Annotated in this window: 17 protein-coding genes; 4 read left to right on the top strand and 13 right to left on the bottom strand. The window is 69.8% G+C overall.

Annotated features, from left to right (window positions below):
* Positions 1-32: 32 nt before the first annotated feature.
* Entirely contained in the window at positions 33-713 is a 681-nt protein-coding gene (locus HFP15_RS12905; RefSeq protein WP_168515014.1) for an alpha/beta hydrolase, read from the bottom strand.
* 53 nt (positions 714-766) lie between these two features.
* On the opposite strand from HFP15_RS12905, the gene HFP15_RS12900 reads away from it, so the two are divergent.
* Complete coding sequence (locus tag HFP15_RS12900) at positions 767-1,465, top strand: sugar isomerase domain-containing protein (RefSeq protein WP_376768868.1); 699 nt, start codon at positions 767-769, stop codon at positions 1,463-1,465.
* Positions 1,466-1,471: 6 nt separating this feature from the next.
* Here HFP15_RS12900 and HFP15_RS12895 read toward each other — a convergent pair whose 3' ends face one another.
* On the bottom strand, positions 1,472-3,337 hold the full coding sequence (locus tag HFP15_RS12895; RefSeq protein WP_168515010.1) for an ABC transporter ATP-binding protein: 1,866 nt from the start codon (positions 3,335-3,337) through the stop codon (positions 1,472-1,474).
* A 141-nt stretch (positions 3,338-3,478) separates the two neighbouring features.
* On the opposite strand from HFP15_RS12895, the gene HFP15_RS12890 reads away from it, so the two are divergent.
* Positions 3,479-4,774: a glycosyltransferase 87 family protein gene (locus HFP15_RS12890; protein WP_168515008.1), complete on the top strand. Its 1,296-nt coding sequence runs from the start codon at positions 3,479-3,481 to the stop codon at positions 4,772-4,774.
* On the opposite strand, the gene HFP15_RS12885 is transcribed toward HFP15_RS12890, so the two are convergent.
* The 4 genes from HFP15_RS12885 to HFP15_RS12870 all read right to left on the bottom strand — a co-directional run bounded on the left by HFP15_RS12885 (position 4,752) and on the right by HFP15_RS12870 (position 9,129).
* The gene (locus tag HFP15_RS12885) at positions 4,752-4,961 is read right to left on the bottom strand and encodes a helix-turn-helix domain-containing protein (RefSeq protein WP_005437638.1); all 210 of its coding nucleotides are present in this window, start codon (positions 4,959-4,961) and stop codon (positions 4,752-4,754) included. The two genes, HFP15_RS12890 and HFP15_RS12885, sit on opposite strands and share 23 nt — an antisense overlap.
* Before the next feature lie 179 nt (positions 4,962-5,140).
* On the bottom strand, positions 5,141-6,769 hold the full coding sequence (locus HFP15_RS12880) for an ABC-F family ATP-binding cassette domain-containing protein (RefSeq protein ID WP_168515006.1): 1,629 nt from the start codon (positions 6,767-6,769) through the stop codon (positions 5,141-5,143).
* A gap of 144 nt (positions 6,770-6,913) precedes the next feature.
* Complete coding sequence (locus HFP15_RS12875; protein WP_168515004.1) at positions 6,914-7,570, bottom strand: acVLRF1 family peptidyl-tRNA hydrolase; 657 nt, start codon at positions 7,568-7,570, stop codon at positions 6,914-6,916.
* Positions 7,567-9,129 (bottom strand): deoxyguanosinetriphosphate triphosphohydrolase family protein, encoded by a 1,563-nt coding sequence (locus HFP15_RS12870; RefSeq protein WP_168515002.1) that lies wholly within the window; start codon positions 9,127-9,129, stop codon positions 7,567-7,569. Before HFP15_RS12870 ends, HFP15_RS12875 begins: the two co-directional genes overlap by 4 nt.
* A gap of 96 nt (positions 9,130-9,225) precedes the next feature.
* On the opposite strand from HFP15_RS12870, the gene HFP15_RS12865 reads away from it, so the two are divergent.
* Both HFP15_RS12865 and HFP15_RS12860 read left to right on the top strand, forming a co-directional pair.
* Positions 9,226-10,314, top strand: a complete 1,089-nt coding sequence (locus HFP15_RS12865; protein WP_168515000.1) for a lycopene cyclase family protein — start codon at positions 9,226-9,228, stop codon at positions 10,312-10,314.
* A gap of 106 nt (positions 10,315-10,420) precedes the next feature.
* A complete protein-coding gene (locus HFP15_RS12860; RefSeq protein WP_312871563.1) occupies positions 10,421-12,130 on the top strand; it encodes a GGDEF domain-containing protein in 1,710 nt (569 codons plus the stop codon).
* A 143-nt stretch (positions 12,131-12,273) separates the two neighbouring features.
* Here HFP15_RS12860 and HFP15_RS12855 read toward each other — a convergent pair whose 3' ends face one another.
* The 7 genes from HFP15_RS12855 to HFP15_RS12825 are packed head-to-tail and all read right to left on the bottom strand — an operon-like array spanning position 12,274 to position 18,680.
* A complete protein-coding gene (locus HFP15_RS12855; protein ID WP_168514996.1) occupies positions 12,274-12,669 on the bottom strand; it encodes a metal-sulfur cluster assembly factor in 396 nt (131 codons plus the stop codon).
* Entirely contained in the window at positions 12,666-13,109 is a 444-nt protein-coding gene (gene sufU, locus HFP15_RS12850) for a Fe-S cluster assembly sulfur transfer protein SufU (RefSeq protein WP_168514994.1), read from the bottom strand. The genes HFP15_RS12855 and sufU overlap by 4 nt, the downstream gene beginning before the upstream one ends.
* The gene (locus HFP15_RS12845) at positions 13,106-14,458 is read right to left on the bottom strand and encodes a cysteine desulfurase (RefSeq protein ID WP_168514992.1); all 1,353 of its coding nucleotides are present in this window, start codon (positions 14,456-14,458) and stop codon (positions 13,106-13,108) included. Before HFP15_RS12845 ends, sufU begins: the two co-directional genes overlap by 4 nt.
* Before the next feature lie 43 nt (positions 14,459-14,501).
* Positions 14,502-15,272: a Fe-S cluster assembly ATPase SufC gene (gene sufC, locus HFP15_RS12840; protein ID WP_168514990.1), complete on the bottom strand. Its 771-nt coding sequence runs from the start codon at positions 15,270-15,272 to the stop codon at positions 14,502-14,504.
* Between the two features lie 32 nt (positions 15,273-15,304).
* Positions 15,305-16,501: a Fe-S cluster assembly protein SufD gene (sufD, locus tag HFP15_RS12835; protein WP_168514988.1), complete on the bottom strand. Its 1,197-nt coding sequence runs from the start codon at positions 16,499-16,501 to the stop codon at positions 15,305-15,307.
* Positions 16,501-17,949 carry a Fe-S cluster assembly protein SufB gene (sufB, locus tag HFP15_RS12830; protein WP_168514986.1) on the bottom strand — a complete coding sequence of 483 codons (1,449 nt, stop codon included), beginning with the start codon at positions 17,947-17,949 and terminating at the stop codon, positions 16,501-16,503. Before sufB ends, sufD begins: the two co-directional genes overlap by 1 nt.
* Positions 17,946-18,680: a helix-turn-helix transcriptional regulator gene (locus tag HFP15_RS12825; RefSeq protein ID WP_312871562.1), complete on the bottom strand. Its 735-nt coding sequence runs from the start codon at positions 18,678-18,680 to the stop codon at positions 17,946-17,948. Before HFP15_RS12825 ends, sufB begins: the two co-directional genes overlap by 4 nt.
* Positions 18,681-18,735 lie beyond the last annotated feature (55 nt).

Raw genomic sequence — 18,735 nt, 5'->3', positions numbered from 1 at the left:
GACGGTTAGCACCCCGAAAGGGTTGTGCGCGATCAGCGCGGAAGGCGTAGCCGCTGGTCGGGTGGGGTCTCCCAGGCTGTGAGCGGGCGCACCCCGGCGGCGTCCAGACCGAACTCGCGGACGAGGGCGTTCCACACGCCGGGCCGCAGAAGCATGGCGTGCGCCTCGGACATCAGCTCGAAACGGGCGATCCGGGCGGCGAGGTGCTGTGCGCGGTCGGCGAAGGCATAGGACTCGGCGGGGCTGGTGATGCGGTCGAGGGTGCCGTGCGCGATGACGACGGAGCGCTCCTTGACCGGTTCGACCGGTTCGCCCGCCGGGGTCCACGGGGCGAGGGCGCAGACGGCGGTGACGGCCGGATCGTCGGCGACCCGCAGCGCGACGCGGCCGCCCATCGAGTGCCCGACGAGGAAGACCGGCAGGCCGGGGCGTTCGGCGTGAATGCGCTCCAGCGCCCACCGGGCGTCGGCGACCGGGTGCATGGTGGGGGCGTTCCAGCCGCGGACGCGGTTGCGCAGCAGCCGGACCTCGACGCCGTGCGGAGCGACGGCCCCGTGGAGCGCGCGGGCGATGGGCACCATGCGCAGGTAGGCCAGCCCCCAGGGGCGCACCTGGGAGAGACCGGCTTCGGCGCCGCCATGCAGCACCAGCGTCACGGCGCGGACGGGGCCCTGCGCCGCCCACGTGGTCAGGCTCGGTCGCGGATCGGTCACATCCTGATCAACGCACCCGCGCGCGGTTTCTTCCCGATAGGGTCGCTCAGGTGATCGGGGACCTGGTGACGCGGGCGATACGAGACGCCGAAACGGGCAATGGCACGGAAATCCGGCAGGCCGCGGAGCTCGTGCTCGCCTGCGTGCGCGCGGACGGACTGGTCTATACCGCCGGTGCGGGCCACTCGCTCGCGGCGGTCGCCGAGACGTTCTACCGGGCGGGCGGGCTGGCCTGTGTGTACCCGCTGTACCACCCGGAGCTGCTGCCGCTGCACGGCGCGCGAGCCAGTACCGGTGCGGAGCGGCGCAGTGGCCTGGCGGCGGAGGTACTCGGCGACGCACTCACGCCCCGCGACGTGCTGGTCGTCTTCTCGACCTCGGGCGTGAACCCCTACCCCGTCGAACTGGCGATGGCCGCCTGCGCGGCCGGGACGCCGGTGCTCGCCGTGACCTCCCGTGCCTCGGCCACCGAGGCACCGCGCCGCGCGGCGAGCACGCTGCCCGAGCAGGCCGACGTCGTGCTCGACACGGGCGTGCGGCCGGGCGACGCGAGCTTCCCGCCGGACGCGCCGCGCACCGCCGCGCTGTCGACGGTGCTCAACGCCTTCCTGTGGAACTGCGTTCTGGCCCAGCTCGGCACGATGGCCGACTTCGACGTCCCGCTCTGGCGCAGCTCCAACGTCTCCGGCGGCGACGAGGCCAACGCGGCACTGTTCGAGCGCTATCTGCCGCGCGTTCCGGCGCTGCGCTGAGCCGCCTCAGGCCGCGGCGGGCTCCTCCGCGAACTGGGTGTGGTAGAGCTCCGCATACCGGCCGCCGGCGGCGAGCAGTTCCTCGTGCGTGCCGTGCTCCACGACGCGGCCCGCCTCGATCACCAGGATCTGGTCCGCCGCCCGCACCGTGGACAAGCGGTGCGCGATCACCAGCGCGGTGCGCCCGGCCAGCGCGTGGGTCAGCGCCTCCCCGACCGCCGCTTCGGACTCCGAGTCCAGGTGCGCCGTCGCCTCGTCCAGCACGATCACCCTCGACTGGGCCAGCAGCAGCCGCGCGATCGTCAGCCGCTGCCGCTCACCGCCGGACAGCCGGTATCCACGCTCCCCCACCAGCGTGTCCAGCCCGTCCGGCAGTGACCGCACCAGCTCCGCCAGCCGCGACCGCTCCAGCGCGTCCCAGATCTCGTCCTCGCCGGCGCCCGGCCGCGCGTACTCCAGGTTCGCCCGGATCGTGTCGTGGAACAGGTGCCCGTCCTGCGTCACCACACCCACCGCCGACCGGATCGACTCGAACGACAGATCGCGGACGTCCACATCGGACAGCCGCACCGCACCGGAATCGGCGTCGTAGAGCCTCGGCAGCAGCGAGGCGATCGTCGACTTCCCGGCACCCGAGGAACCGACCAATGCGACCATCTGGCCCGGCTCGGCACGGAAGCTGATCCCGTGCAGCACCTCGTCCCCACCCCGGCCATCCAAAGTGGACACATCTTCCAGTGACGCGAGCGAGAACTTCTCGGCCGCCGGGTAGCTGAAGCGCACGTCGGAGAACTCCACCGAAACCCCGCCGTCGGGCACGGCGCGCGCGTCCGGCTTCTCGGTGATCATGGGCTTGAGGTCGAGCACCTCGAAGACCCGCTCGAACGACACCAGCGCGGTCATCACGTCCACCCGCACGTTGGCCAGCGCGGTCAGCGGGGTGTAGAGCCTGGTCAGCAGCAACGCGAGCGCCACGACCGTGCCCGGCTCCAGCTGCCCGCGGATCGCGAGATACCCGCCGAGCCCGTACACCAGCGCCTGCGCGAGCGCCGAGACCAGGGTCAGGCTCGTCATGAACCAGCGGGTCAGCATCGCGGTGCGCACCCCGATGTCACGCACCCGGCCCGCGCGCGCACCGAACTCGTCGGCCTCCAGCTTCGGCCGCCCGAACAGCTTCACCAGCGTCGCGCCCGGCGCGGAGAACCGCTCGGTCATCTGTGTGGTCATCCCGGCGTTGAGCTGCGCGGACTCCCGCTGCAGGCTCGCCATCCTGCGCCCCATCCGCCGCGCGGGCAGCACGAACACCGGCAGCAGCACCAGCGCGAGCGCGGTCACCTGCCAGGACAGCGTCATCATCACCGCGAGCGAGAGCACCAGCTGGATCACGTTGGTGACCAGCCCGGACAGTGTCGCGGTGAAGGTGCGCTGCGCGCCGATGACGTCGTTGTTCAGCCTGCTCACCAGCGCGCCGGTGCGGGTGCGGGTGAAGAAGGCGACGGGCATCCGCTGCACGTGCTCGAACACCGCGCGCCGCAGATCGAGGATCAGGCCCTCCCCGATGCGAGCGGACAGCCACCGCTCGACGAGCCCGAACCCGGCGTCGGCGACGGCGAGCACGGCGACCACGATCGCCAGCAATATCACGATGCCCGCGCCGTGGCGCGCGACGATCGCGTCGACCACCTTGCCCGCGAGCAGCGGCGTGGTCACCGCGATCACCGCCGACACCACGGTCAGCACCAGGAAGACGGCCAGGCCGCGCCAGTACGGCCGGGCGAACCGGGCGACCCGCCGCACGGTGCCCGGCGTCAGGCCCTTCGGTGTGTCCTGCCCGCGCATCGCCGAACTCAGCAACGCCCACGTGTTGTCCACGAACCCTCCCACCCCAAAGCTCTACATTACTCAAAGTTCAAGTCACAGATGACCTGGACAACGCCGGGTCGTAAGAGAAGCTTCCCGAACCGCACCGGACATTTTCCGCCACCGGAGAACACCCCGGTAATCTTGCGTCCCATGGGTGTCGACGCGTCAACCTCCACCCGCGCCCGCACCCGGCGACCGGCCACCTCCCCGCGGGCGCTGGATCTGGCCATTTACCTGGCCTGCGCAGGTTACGCGGTCGCGGCCGCGCTCACCTCGGAGTTTTACGGATTCCGGATGTGGGGCGCCTTCGCGAGCGCGGGATACGGGTTCGCCGCGCTGCACAGTGCGTGGCTGCTCACCCAGCGTGCACGCACGGGCTGGTGGCGGTCGCGCTGGCTCGGGATGGCCGCGGTCGGCGTCTTCGCGATGCTGGTGCCGCTGGCCTTCCTGGTCGTGCGCCGGCTGACCGGCGTCGACTGGCTGATCACGCCGTACTCGTGGAGCGCGCAGCCCGAAGTGTGGGTGATCGAGCGGTCCGCGAGCCTGCTGGTGCACCACGGAACGCCCTATGTGGACATAACCGCGCTCGGCCGCCCGCCCGAGGTCAACGACTACACGCCCTACGGCCCGGTCATGGCGTTGTTCGGCCTGCCGCGGGCATTGTTCGGCGGCACGCCGGTGGCCGACGCGCTGACCGACGCGCGGCTGGTTTTCGCGCTGACCGCGACCGTCTGCGTGTGGATCACGTGGAAGCTCATGGGCTCGCCACGGATTCCGGTACTCACCGCCCAACTCGCGGTGGCCTGCCCGCTGACCGCGTTGACCTGGTCCGTCGCCGGGCCCGATCTCGCGATCGTCGGCTTGCTGCTGGTCGCCGGCGCGCTGGCGGCGCGCGATCGGCCGGTGTCCTCGGCGATCGTGCTCGCCCTCGTCGTGAGCGCGAAACTGATCGTCGCACCGGCCGCCGTGGTGCTGGCCGCGCTGGTGGCAGCGCGGCTCGGCCGGCGGGCGCTCGCCCGCTTCCTGGCCACACTCGTGACGGCCGGTGCGATCGTCAACATCCCCGTACTGCTGGTGGACCCCAGCGCGTTCGTCGAGCACGTGATCCGCTTCCCGGCGGGGCTCGGGGTGGTCACCTCGCCGGCGGCCAGCCCACTGCCGGGCTACCTCATAGCGAGTACGGGACCGGCCGGGAAGGCCGTCGCGTTCGCGCTCCTCGGCGCCGCCGCGACCGCGATCCTGGCCTGGTTGCTGCGCAGGCCCCCCACCACAGGTTCGGACGCGATGCTGCGGGTCGCCGTCGGGCTCGGAGCGTTCACCATACTCACGCCCGCCACGCGCTACGGATATCTGGTGTACCCACTCGTGCTGCTCGGTGCGATGTTGTGTTTTCGCCGTGCGGAGACAAAAACTCCTATTGGTACTACTTCTTCTTCACGCGAGTAGCGCCACCGCGCCCCCGCAACTGAACACCCGATTCGGAAAGTACGCGGTGCACAAAACCGTACGAGCGTCCGGTCGACTCCGCGAGAGCACGAATACTCGCACCCTTCTCGTATTTCTTCTTCAGGTCAGCGGCCAGCTTGTCGCGCGTGTTTCCGGTGATTCGCGCGCCCTTCTTCAGGTCAGCCACGTCGTTCCGCCTTCCTCCAGACAGGTGTTGGGGGCCTGGCGCGGCCCTGCACTCGCAATGATCGAACACGGGACGCCGGAATGCCAGACGGCGAGCGAAAAACCTGTCTCAGAGACCCAATATTGGGCCATTACGGTGTGGTTGCCTACAACAACTAAGCAACGTGAGGGCGGTTCGGATCAGGCCAACTGGACGAGTTCAAGATAATCGGACGACCAGTGATCCTCCGTGCCGTCCGGAAGCAGGATCACGCGTTCCGGCTCGAGTGCTTCGACCGCGCCCGGGTCGTGAGTAACGAGCACGACCGCTCCCTCGTAACTGCGCAACGCGTCCAGAACCTGCGCGCGGCTGGCCGGATCCAGGTTGTTGGTCGGTTCGTCCAGCAACAGGACATTCGCCGCACTGGAGACCAGACCGGCCAGCGCCAGCCGGGTTTTCTCGCCACCGGACAGAGTTCCGGTCGGCTGTTCGAGCTGCTCGCCGCTGAACAGGAACGAGCCGAGCAGGTTCCGCAGTTCCTGTGCGCCGGTGTCGGGCGCCAGGTGGCGGATGTTTTCCCACACCGAGGCATCGTGATCGAGCGTCTCGTGCTCCTGTGCGTAGTAGCCAAGGCGCATTCCGTGGCCCTCGCGGACCTCGCCGGTGTCCGGCCGCTCCATTCCGCCGAGCAACCGCAGCAGTGTCGTCTTTCCCGCGCCGTTGAGGCCCAGCACCACGACCTTTGAACCGCGATCAATGGCGAGATCGACCCCGGTGAAGATCTCCAGCGAACCGTACGATTTGGACAGTCCCTCGGCGGTGAGCGGCGTGCGGCCGCACGGCGCGGGAGCCGGGAACTTGATGTGCGCGACCTTGTCGGCCTGGCGCTCGCCGTCGAGACCGGCGAGCATCTGCTCGGCACGGCGGGCCATGTTCTTCGCGGCGACGGCCTTGGTGGCCTTCGCGCCCAGTTTCGCGGCCTGCTGCTGCAGCGCGGCGGCCTTCTTCTCCGCGTTCGCGCGCTCACGGCGGCGGCGCTTCTCGTCGGTCGCGCGCGCTTCGAGATAGCGCTTCCAGTTCATGTTGTAGAGGTCGAGTTCGCCGCGCGTGGCGTCGAGGAACCACACCTTGTTGACGACCTCGTCGAGCAGTTCGACGTCGTGGCTGATCACCACGAGCCCGCCCTCGTGATTCTTGAGGAACCCGCGCAGCCAATTGATGGAGTCGGCGTCGAGGTGGTTGGTCGGTTCGTCCAGCAACAGAATCGTGTCGGAACGACCGGAAGCACCCACATCGGACGCGGCGAACAGAATCCGGGCGAGTTCGACGCGCCGCCGCTGCCCGCCGGACAGAGTGCTCAGCGGTTGTGCCAGAACACGCTCGGCGAGGCCGAGATTCGCGCAGATTCGCGCGGCTTCGCTCTCCGCCGCGTACCCGCCGAGCGCGGAAAAGCGTTCCTCGAGCCGCCCATAACGGCGGATCGCTTTGTCCCGCGCGTTCTCGTCGACGAGTTCGGACATCGCGCTTTGCGCTTTTTCCATGTCGCGCAGCATCGCGTCGAGCCCGCGCGCGGACAGCACGCGATCCTTCGCGGTGACCGAAAGATCACCTTCGCGCGGATCCTGCGGCAGATAACCGAGTTCGCTGCCGTGCCGGACGTCGCCGGCGTAGGGCTGGCCCTCCCCGGCGAGCACCTTCAGCGTGGTGGTCTTGCCCGCGCCGTTGCGGCCGACGAGACCGATGCGGTCTCCCGGCTGAATGCGCAGGGTGGTGTCGGCGAGCAGAATGCGCGAGCCGGCGCGCAGCTCGAGGCCGGTGGCCGTGATCAAGGAAACTCCCGGACGCAGGGGGTGCAGGTGGACAACTCGACGAGACCGGCCGCGAGGCGACCGGCACGGAATTACTCCAGCAATACGTCCACGACACCAGTGTACAAACCGTCGTCCAGGGGTTTTCCGCCGCGGTGACCGGGTTCACCCATCCCGGAGCACGATCTCCACCGCACGCGCCCGCTCGGCGGCCTCGTCCAGCACCGCCCGCCGCGGCTCCGGCACATCGAGAACCCTCGGCAGGGCAAGGGAAAAGATGGGATCGAGACGGTGGTCCTGGCGCAGTTCGTCCAGTGCCCGCCGGTCCCCGCCGAGCACGACGGCGTCCAGCTCCGCCAGATGCGGCCCGAGCACGTCCAGCGCGTCGTCGGCCACATCGATCAGCGCCTGCCGCGCCTGCCCTTCGCGGCGCCGGGCGAACCGCTGCTGCGACCAGCCACCGGCGGCCGAGCGGCCGTGCACGTGGTGGCGGTCGGTGCGGGACACCACGACCTTGCCGTTCTCGGCGATCCCGATGCTGTGCGCCCCGAGCCGGACCAGCAGCAGGCCGATCCGCCGCGGCTGCTTGGCGTGGATCGAGAGCCGCACGGTCGGCGGCCCGGCACCCTGCAACGGCGGGAACGGCACGGCGACGGTCGCCGTGGTGCCGTTCTTTCCCGTCACCACGACGGTTTCGCCGTCCTCGCGCGTGTCGCTGATCCCGTCGTTGCGCGCGGCGAAGCGGTCGAACCAGCCCGCGAGCCGCTCCGGCGACACCTCCACCACGCGCCCGCCACCCGGCGCCTCCCGGACCGGGCTCACAGGACGAACGAATCCGACCAGGGCTGCGAGGACCGGCCCGACAGGGCGTCCAGCAGCGCGACCGCCTGCGCGTCGGTCAGCGACGACACGAAGTCGATCACCGCCCGGCCGCGCGCCAGCCCTCGGATCGCGTCGGCCCCGCCCACCTGCTCGCCGGTCGCCCCGACGAGCAGCTCCGGCGCGGTCGCGGCCAGTTCGGTGAACTCGGCGTGCGCCAGCTCGACCAGATCGTGCAGGCGGCGCGGGAGCCGCGACGTCTCGTCCCGGTCGCCGAGCCACGCGTCCAGCGCGTCGACCAGCGTCGTGAGCAGGCTCGCCTGGCCACGCTGGTGCAGCGCCAGTTCCGGGCGCAGCAACACGAAATGCCGGTGCACGAACTTGAGCACGGCCACCTCGTGCCACTGCGCGGGCCGCAGCGTGACGTGGCCGGAGCGGGTGGTCGGCGATTCGAGCACGACCATGCCCTCGACCAGCCGCGACGTCCAGCGTGCGGAGAACACCGCGGTGGCCTGCTCGGCCTCGATCGACCCGTCGAAGGACTGCGCGAGCAGGCCGTCCACCAGGTCCGCGCGCACCCTGGCCACGGCGGCGGCGAAGGCGTCGTCGTCGACGATCCACGCGTCGCGCGCGTGCATGCGGCGACGGAGCAGTTCCAGCGAGTGACCGGGTTTCCGCTCGTCGGCGGCCAGCTTCGCACTGTCCATTTCGGCCAGTTCGAGTGCGCGGGAGAGCCACTGCCCGAGTTCGGCGGCGACCGGCGCGTGCTGCAGCACACCGATCCGGTGGAAGTCCTGCAGATCGTGGATCGCGTAGGCGATGTCGTCGGCGGTGTCCATGACCGAGGCCTCGATCGTCTGCTGCCACGGCTCGATGCGGCCCACGAACGGTGCGCGCGCCTGCGCGACGTCGTCGAGTTCGGTCAGGTAGGCCGAGAACTTCGCCGACCCGGTGCCCGGCGCGTCCTTCGGTTCGGCCGCCCCGCGCGGCGGATTGGGCATCGTCGACGGGTGCGGATCGGGCCGGTGCAGCCGGGCCCACGGGTACTTGAGCACCGCCGCGCGCACGGCGGCGGTCAGGTCGAGGCCGATCGCCGACGGGCCGCGCACGTCGGTGGTGGTGATGATGCGAAAGCTTTGCGCGTTTCCCTCGAACCCGTCGGCGAGGCCGAACCGGTGCCGCGCGATGCGGTCGAGCACCTGCTCGCCGAGGTGCCCGAACGGCGGATGCCCGAGATCGTGCGCGAGTGCGGCGGCTTCGGCGACGTCCGGGTCCAGTCCGCCGAACTTGGCGATCAGTTCCGCGGAGACGGGTGAGTCCACCAGCCGGTCGGCGACCGCCCGCGCCACCTGCGCGACCTTGAGGCTGTGCGTGAGCCGGTTGTGCAGCAGCCCGGACCCCGCGGCGCTGACCACCTGCGTGACCCCGCCGAGCCGCGCGAAGAACGGCGACACGACGATGCGATCCCGGTCGACGCGGTAGGGCGTGTCCGCGAGGTCGGACCAGGTGTCGCCGGTTTCCGCGGCGCCGTCCCTGCGGACCGCGCGTTCGTCGCGTTGCATCGGTCCAGGCTAGCGACGCGAAGCGGCGCGGTTGAGGGTGGCGGCAGGGAAGCCGGCCGGCCCACCGTGGCCGCCGCCCTGTGCTGAGATGGGGACATGGCTGACGTGGTCGTGGCGGGCGCCGGCCCGGCCGGGTGGGCGCTGGCCTCGGCCTGCGCGCGTGAGGGACTGGAAACCACCGTCGTCGCGCCCGATCCGGCGCAGCCGTGGCACGCGACCTACGGCCTGTGGCGCGACGAGGTGCCGGACCTGCCGGACGAGGCGATCGCCACCGCCCCGCGGCGGACCCTCGCCGTGGGCACCACCGAGCACTGGCTGGAGCGCGACTATCTGGTCGCGGACAACGACGGCCTGCGACGGCACCTGACCGATGCCCGGGTCGCGACGGTGACCGGCCGGGTCGCCGGGTTCAGTTCGGCGAGGGTGCACCTGGCCGGTGGCGCGAGCATCGAGGCTCCGGTGTTCGTGAACGCCACCGGTGTGCGGCGCGCGGGTCATGGAATGTCGCAGACCGCGTACGGGCTGGTGATCGGCGCCGGGGACGCGCAACGGATCGTGCCGCCGGACACCGCGGTGTTCATGGACTGGGCCCGCGTCGAACGGGACCCCAGTTTCCTTTACGCACTGCCGCTGCGCGGTGACCGCGTGCTGATCGAAGAGACCTGCCTCGCGCGCCAACCCGGTCTGCCGCTGGATATTCTCGCCGGCCGATTGCGGCACCGGCTGACCAAAGCGGGCATTTCCCCGGCGGGCTCGGAGGAATTCGTCCGGCTGCCGCTGGATGTGCCGCGCCCCCGCGGACTCGCGTTCGGACTTGCCGCCGCGATGGTGCATCCTGCAACCGGCTATCTGCTCGCCGACGCGCTCCGGCTCGCCCCCGCCGTGGCGGCGACCTTGCGGGAGGGCCTGAAAACCAGCGGTGAACACGCCATGCGCGCGGCTCGACACGAGGTGTGGCCGCCGGCCGCGCGTACGGTGCATGCCTTGCGCCGCTTCGGTTTGCGCGCGATCGGCGAAATGCAGGGCCGCGACCTGCCCGAGTTCTTCGAACTGTTCTTCGGCCTGCCAACCGAATTACAGCGCGCGTTCACGTCGGGACGCAATGACGTCGCGGGAACCGTGGCGGCGATGGCCGCTTTGTTCCGCGCCGCGCCGTGGCGGCTGCGCGCACGCCTGGCGCTATGACACCGGCCACACGACCTACGCCGATCCAGCGAACTCAGGCTGACTGTGAATGAACATCAGTCAACATCTATGGATAATCGCTGCCCAACCGGCGAGTATCTCTCTCGTGCGCGCGTCCCCGACCTCGGTCCGATTCGCCTTCCAGCCGTTGTACAGCTTGCACACCGGCGGCATTGTCGCGCTCGAAGCCCTCGCCAGACCTGGCAAGGGTTCCGTGCACGAGCTGCTGGACCTCGCCCGTCGCGAACGCAGACTGGCCGAGGTCGACATCGAGCTCGCCGCGCAGGCCGCGCTCGCCGAAGCCGACCACGAAACGCTGCTCCCGCTGCACCTCAACGTGACCGCGCCCACCGCGGCCGCCCCGGAATCGGCGTTCGATCCACTGCTCGACGCGCTGGCCAAGGTCGGCAGGCGGCCGCGCGAGGTGGTGCTGGAGGTCGGGCCGCCGTTCGCGCAGGTGTGGCCCGAACAGCTGCTGGCCGGCCTGCACCGGCTCAGCGAACTCGGTTTCCGGCTCGCGCTCGACGGGCTCGGGCGCGCCGATCTGCCGTTCTCGCTCATCGCCGCGGCCCCGGCCGACGTGCTGAAGCTGGATCGCGGTGTGCTCTACGGGCTGCCGCGCGATCCCGGTTCGGTCGCGATCGTGGAGTCGCTGCTGCACTACGCCTCGCGTACGAACAGCAGGCTCGTCGCGACCGGGATCGAGACCGAGGCGCAGCTGACCGCCGTGCGCAAGCTCGGCATCCGGATCGCGCAGGGCAACCTGTTCGCTCCGGCCGGTGACACCGTGAATCTGTCGCATTTGCTCACTCCCGCGACGCCCGATCCCGACGAGCGCGTGATGCCGGGTCCGCTGACCGCGCCGAAGGTGGGCGATTTCCTGCGCCCCGCCGCGACGCTGCCCGAAACGGCGACCTGCGACGACGTCCGCAACGCGCTCGCGGCCGGCGAAGGCCCGTCCGGCATCGTCGGTGTCGACGAGCACAACCGTCCACAGTGGTCGATCGACCGGACGCGTTTCCTCGTCTCTGTGACCGGCCCCTACGGACACGCCCTGCACGCGAAACGCCCGGCCGCCCGGCTGGCGGACTCGCCGCACGTGATCGGCGTCGACGCGGGCGCGCTCGAACTGCTCGAACTGGTCACCGACGCGGACTGGAGCCGTACCGGGGACGACGTCGTGGTGGTCGACGAGGCGGGCCGGTGTCTCGGCGTGGTGCTGGTGACCGAGGTCGTGCGCGGTGTGGCCGAGGCCAAGGTCGAGGAGGCCGCGGCGCTCAACCCGCTGACCCGGCTGCCCGGCAGCGAAACCGTCGCCCGCGACGTGGACCGCCGGATCGCGGCGCGCGAGCCGTTCGTCGTGGCCTGGCTGGACGTCGACTCGTTCAAGGCGGTCAACGACAACGCCGGTTTCGCCGCGGGCGACGACCTGATCCGTGCACTCGGCCGGACGCTGACCGACCTGTCCTCGCGGCTGCCGAAGATGACGGTCGGCCACGTCGGGGGCGACGATTTCCTGATCGCGTGCGATGTGGACGAGATCTCGACGATCGCGGCGGCACTGCTGGACACGCCGTGGTCGGCGGAAGGGATGCCGGTGACGGTGTCGCTGGCGACGCTCGTGTGCGCGACGTCCTCGATCGCTTCCTATCGCGAGGCCTCACGGCGGCTGGCGCCGCTGAAGAAGCGCGCGAAGGCCGTGCCCGGATCGAGCTGGGTGCTGGCCCGCCCGGATTCCGAACGGGTCGAGGTGCTGCGCGGCCGCGGCAGGCACGCGATGGCGGAGCCGAGGCCGCGGTTGGGCCAGACCGCTTGAGGCGTTCCGGCCGCCCGCCGAAGTTTCGCGTCACCTTCGTCGCCGCCTGGTCGATGCACGGCGGCGGCCATGACGAAAGTCGCGACGGACAAAAGTGCGGGACCCCGCCGAAGCGAAGTCCCGCACGGTACCCACTTGAGAAATCAGACGGTGAAACCCAGGGCCCGCAACTGTTCGCGGCCGTCCTCGGTGATCTTTTCCGGACCCCACGGCGGCATCCACACCCAGTTGATGCGGAAGTCCTTGACCACACCGGCGCTGCCGACGAGCACCGACGCGGTCTGGTCCTCGATGACGTCGGTCAGCGGGCACGCCGCCGACGTCAGCGTCATGTCCAGCGTCGCGGTGTTGTCGTCCTCGACGCGGATGTCGTACACCAAACCGAGATCCACCACGTTGATGCCGAGTTCGGGGTCAACCACGTCGCGCATGGCCTCCTCGATGTCCTCGATCTTGGCGACCTCGGCCCCGGCAGGCTGAGCCTGTTCGGGCAGATCGGCCGCGGTGCGGCCCTCGCGAGTCTGGGGCTGCTCGGTCATGCCTTCACTCCCTCGGTCTTGACCAGCGCGTCCTTGAACGCCATCCAGCCGAGCAGCGCGCACTTCACGCGCGCCGGGTACTTGGCCACCCCGGCGAAGGCGATGCCGTCCTCCAGCACGTCCTCGTCCGGCTCGACCTGGCCGCGGCCCTGCATCAGCTCGACGAACGCGTCCATCGTCTTGAGCGCCTCACCCACAGTGTGCCCCACGACCAGGTCGGTGAGCACGGAAACCGACGCCTGGCTGATCGAACAGCCCTGCCCCTCGTAGGAGACGTCGGCGACCTTCTCGCCGTCGAGCTTGAGCCGCAGCGTGACCTCGTCGCCACAGGTCGGGTTGACCTGGAACGACTCGGCGTCGAACGGTTCCCGCAGGCCGCGGCCGTGCGGGTTCTTGTAGTGGTCCAGGATGATGTCCTGGTACATCGACTCGAGATTCATGGCCGGCCCCTCTCCCGACCGCCGCCCCCGGTGGAGGCGCTGCGCGCCGCTGTGTCCACTCCGAAGAACTTCTGCGCCTCACGCACCCCGTCCACGAGCGCGTCCACTTCGGACAGATCGTTGTACAGGTAGAACGTGGCCCGCACGGTGGCGGGCACCTGGCACACGCGGTGCAGCGGCCACGCGCAGTGGTGCCCGACGCGCACCGCGATGCCGAGGCTGTCCAGCACCTGCCCGGCGTCGTGCGGGTGCACCCCGTCCACGACGAACGCGATCGTCGCGCCGCGGTCCTTGGCCTCCGGCGGGCCGATCAGCCGCACCCCGTCGATCTTCGCGAGCCCGGCGACGGCGGCCTCGGTGAGCGTGTGCTCGTGCGCCTCGATGCGGTCCATCCCGATCGCGCTCAGGTAGTCCACCGCCGCGCCGAGTCCCACCACCTGCGAGGTCATCGGCACGCCGGCCTCGAACTTCTGCGGCGGCGGGGCGAACGTGGTGCGCTCCATGGTGACCAGCTCGATCATCGAACCGCCGGTCAGAAACGGCGGCATCGCTTCGAGCAGCTCACGGCGTCCATAAAGGACACCGACGCCGGACGGGGCCAGCATCTTGTGCCCGGAGAACACCGCGAAGTCCACGCCCAGCGCGTGGAAGTCGACCTTGAAATGCGGCACCGACTGGCACGCGTCCAGCAACGTCAGCGCGCCGACCTCCTTGGCGCGCTTGACGATCGGCGCGACCGGGTTGACCGTGCCCAGCACGTTCGACTGGTGCGTGAACGCGACGACCTTAGTGCGCTCGTTGACCAGTTCGTCCAGATTGGACAGATCGAGCCGGAAGCCGTCGTCGAGGTCGAACCACCGCAGCGTGGCCCCCGTGCGCTGGCACAACTGCTGCCACGGCACGAGGTTGGCGTGGTGCTCCATCGCGGTGATCACGATCTCGTCGCCGGGACCGATCTTGAACCGCTCGGCCTCGGGGCCGGCCGTGGCCGCGTTGCTCATCGCGTAGGCGACCAGGTTGATGCCCTCGGTGGCGTTCTTGGTGAACACCAGCTCGTCGGGGTTCGCGCCGACGAGCTCGGCGGTGCGGGCCCGGCCGTACTCGTAGGCGTCGGTGGCCTCCTCGGCGAGCTGGTGCGCACCGCGGTGCACCGCCGCGTTGGAGGTCTCCAGGAACTTCCGTTCGGCGTCGAGCACCTGGCGCGGGCGCTGCGACGTCGCGCCGGAGTCCAGGTAGATCAACGGTTTTCCGTCACGGACCGTGCGCGAAAGAATGGGGAAGTCGGCGCGTATCGCAGCGACATCCAGCGATGTAGCCGTCATGTTGGCGTCTGAACGCGTGGTGGTCATCCGCGCCAACTCCTCTCCGGTGTCAGTCAGTTCGGAACGGAGCTCAGACCGAGGCCGGCTCGGGCTTGCCCACGTACTTGACGTAGCCGTTGGCCTCAAGCTCGTCCGCCAGCTCCTTGCCGCCCGACTCGACGATGCGGCCGTCGGCGAAGACGTGCACGAAGTCCGGCGTGATGTGCCGCAGGATCCGCGTGTAGTGCGTGATCAGCATGACGCCGACCTCGTTGCCCGCCTTGTAGGCGTTGACACCCTCGGAAACCACGCGCAGCGCGTCGACGTCCAGGCCGGAGTCGGTCTCGTCCAGGATCGCGATCTTCGGCTTGAGCAGCGACAGCTGCAGGATCTCGTGGCGCTTCTTCTCGCCACCGGAGAAGCCCTCGTTCACGCTGCGCTCGGCGAACTCCTGGGAGATCTCCAGCTTGGCCATCTCCTCCTTGACTTCCTTGACCCAGTGACGCACCTTCGGCGCCTCGCCGCGGACGGCGGTGGCGGCGGTGCGCAGGAAGTTCGACATCGACACGCCCGGCACCTCGACCGGGTACTGCATCGCGAGGAACAGGCCGGCCCGCGCGCGCTCGTCGACGGTCATGTCCAGGACGCTCTCGCCGTCCAGCAGCACCTCGCCCGAGGTCACCTCGTACTTGGGGTGCCCGGCGATCGCGTAGGACAGCGTCGACTTGCCCGAACCGTTGGGGCCCATGATCGCGTGGGTCTCGCCGGAGCGGATCGTCAGGTTGACGCCCTTGAGGATCTCCTTGCTGCCCTCGTCGGTGGTGACGCCGGCGCGCAGATCCTTGATTTCCAGTGTGGCCATGAGGTTTCTTTCGTCTTTCGTGGTGGAGTGGGTCAGGCGCCGACGGCTTCGAGCTCGGTTTCGATCGCCGCCTGAAGGCGCTCGCGCACCTCCGGGATGTCGATCTTCATCAGGATCTCGTGGAAGAACCCGCGAACGACCAGCCGCCGCGCGGACTCCTCCTCGATCCCGCGCGACTGCAGGTAGAACAACTGCTCGTCGTCAAACCTTCCCGTCGCGCTGGCGTGGCCGGCACCGAGGATCTCGCCCGTCTCGATTTCCAGGTTCGGCACCGAGTCCGCACGGGCCCCCTCGGTGAGCACCAGGTTGCGGTTGAGCTCGTAGGTGTCGGTGGCCTCGGCGGCCGCGCGGATCAGGACATCGCCGATCCAGACCGCATGCGCGCCGTCGCCCTGCAGAGCGCCCTTGTACATCACGTTCGACTTGCAGTGGGGCACGGCGTGGTCGACGAAGAGCCGGTGCTCCTGGTGCTGCCCCGCGTCGGCGAAGTACAGCCCGAGCATCTCGACGTCGCCGCCCTTGTCGGCGAAGGTCGCGGTGGGCGACACGCGCACCAGGTCGCCGCCGAGGGTGACCACGATGTGCTTGAGCGTCGCGTCCTTGCCGAGCTTGAGGTGCTGTTCGGAAACGTGCACCGCGTCGTCGGCCCAGTCCTGCACGCTGACCACGGTCAGCTTCGCGCCCTCGCCGATGACGAACTCGACGTTGTCGGCGTAGGTGCCGGAGCCGACGTGGTCGAGCACGACCGCGGCCTCGGCGAACGCCTCCGCGCGCACCTGCACGTGCCCGTACGCGACGTTGCCCTCGCCGGGACCGGTCAGCCGGATCACCGACGGCTTCGACGCGCGGGTTTCCTTCGGCACGGTCACCACCGTGGCCGAGGTGAACGACGAGTACGCCTGCGCGGCGATCCGGTCACTCGGCTTGCCCGCCTGGCCCAGCCGCGCGTCCTCGCGGCCGACGGTCTCGACCCGCACCTCGGGCGCGACGTCGGCGTCGACCTTGACCTCGCCGGTGGCCACGGCGGAACCGTCGTGCAGCCCGCGCAGCCGCTTCATCGGGGTGAAGCGCCAGTTCTCCTCGCGCCCGCCGGGCACCTCGAAGGCCTCGACGTCGTACCCGGTGAAACGTTCGGCGCGGGAGACCGCCGGGCTGGAGCCGTTGCCTCCAGCGCCGGCGGGCGCGCGAACCTCCGCGGCCTCCGCGACATTGTTGTCAGCCACGGCCATCAGCCGACGGCTCCTTCCATCTGCAGTTCGATCAGGCGGTTCAGCTCGAGCGCGTACTCCATGGGCAGCTCGCGCGCGATCGGCTCGACGAAGCCGCGCACCACCATCGCCATCGCCTCGTCCTCGGTCAGGCCGCGCGACATCAGGTAGAACAGCTGGTCCTCGCTCACCTTCGAGACCGTGGCCTCGTGCCCCATCGACACGTCGTCGTTGCGGATGTCGACGTAGGGGTAGGTGTCGGAGCGGGAGATGTTGTCCACCAGCAGCGCGTCGCACTTCACCGTCGAGCGCGAGTGGTGCGCCCGCTTGGCGACCTTGACCAGACCGCGGTAGGAGGTGCGGCCACCGCCGCGCGCCACCGACTTCGACACGATCGTCGAGGAGGTGTGCGGTGCCAGGTGCTCCATCTTCGCGCCGGCGTCCTGGTGCTGGCCCTCGCCCGCGAACGCGACCGAGAGGACCTCGCCCTTGGCGTGCTCGCCCATCAGGAAGACCGACGGGTACTTCATGGTCACCTTGGAGCCGATGTTGCCGTCGACCCACTCCATGGTCGCGCCCTCTTCGCACTTGGCGCGCTTGGTGACCAGGTTGTAGACGTTGTTCGACCAGTTCTGGATCGTCGTGTAGCGGCAGCGGCCGCCCTTCTTCACGATGATCTCCACGACGGCCGAGTGCAGCGAGTCCGACTTGTAGATCGGCGCGGTGCAGCCCTCGACGTAGTGCACGTAGGCGTTCTCGTCGACGATGATCAGGGTCCGCTCGAACTGGCCCATGTTCTCGGTGTTGATCCGGAAGTAGGCCTGCAGCGGGATGTCCACGTGCACGCCCGGCGGCACGTAGATGAAGGAACCACCCGACCACACGGCGGTGTTCAGCGCGGAGAACTTGTTGTCACCGGCCGGAATCACCGAACCGAAGTGCTCCTTGAAGATCTCCGGGTGCTCCCTGAGCGCGGTGTCGGTGTCCAGGAACAGCACACCCTGCGCCTCGAGGTCCTCGCGGATCTTGTGGTAGACGACCTCGGACTCGTACTGGGCGGCGACACCGGCGATCAGGCGCTGCTTCTCCGCCTCCGGGATGCCCAGCTTGTCGTAGGTGTTCCTGATGTCCTCGGGCAGCTCGTCCCAGCTAGCGGCCTGCTGCTCGGTGGAACGCACGAAGTACTTGATGTTGTCGAAGTCGATCCCCGACAGGTCGGCGCCCCAGTTCGGCATCGGCTTGCGCTCGAAGAGCTTCAGCGCCTTCAGTCGCGTGTCGCGCATCCACTCCGGTTCGGACTTCTTCCCGGAGATGTCGGCGACGACCTCCTCGTTCAGCCCGCGCCGGGCACTGGCACCCGCGGCGTCGGAGTCCGCCCACCCGAACGCGTAGTTGCCCAGGGAGTCGATGGTCTCTTCCTGGGTCAGCGGCGCAGTGGTGGGATTGCGCTGCTCGGCAGCGGCAGTCATTCGCCTGTCCCTCCATCCTTCGGAGTTCGTGCTCTTCCCCGCGGATCGTCCGCGGGGACGTGGGTGGTGCACGCGGCGTCACCGCGTGCGATGGTCGCCAGCCGCTGCACGTGAGTGCCGAGCAGCTCGGCGAAGGCCTCCGTCTCGGCCTCGCACAGCTGCGGGAACTCAGCTGCGACGTGCGCGACGGGGCAGTGGTGCTGGCACAGCTGCTCGCCGCTGCCGACATGGCGCGTCGACGCAGCGTAACCCTCCCTGGTCAGCGCCGCGGCCAGGGCCTCGGCACGGCCGGACGGCTCCTGCCGCGCGGTGACCGCGGCCCGGTGCGGCTCGACCAGCGAGGCGACCCGGCGTTCCGCGAACGCGCGCACCGCGTCCTCGCCCGCGTGCTCGGAAAGGAACCGGATGGCCGAGGAGGCCAGGTCGTCGTAGGCGTGCCCGAACCTCGCCCGTCCCGCCTCGGTCAGCAGGAAGAGCTTGGCCGGACGGCCCCGGCCGCGCGGGCCGCGCCGCGGCGCGTCCCGGGTGGCGGCCTCCCCGTCGGCGACCAGTGCGTCGAGATGACGCCGCACCGCCGTGGGGCTGATACCCAGCCGGTCCGCGACCACGACCGCGGTCATCGGCCCGTCCTCCAGGAGCAGCCGGGCCACTTCGTGCCGGGTCCGGCCCTCGGTGCTCAGCTGCGCGGGCACGGTGATCCCCGGCGTCTGGGGTGCACCGTCGTTTTTCACAACATAAGTGTGTCGTATTTCCGCCGCGAGGGCAAAGAGGGATCAATTCGCAGTG

It is taken from the genome of Amycolatopsis acididurans (assembly GCF_012328925.1).
Classification (GTDB): domain Bacteria; phylum Actinomycetota; class Actinomycetes; order Mycobacteriales; family Pseudonocardiaceae; genus Amycolatopsis_E; species Amycolatopsis_E acididurans.
This window is presented reverse-complemented; position numbering and strand designations above follow the sequence as displayed.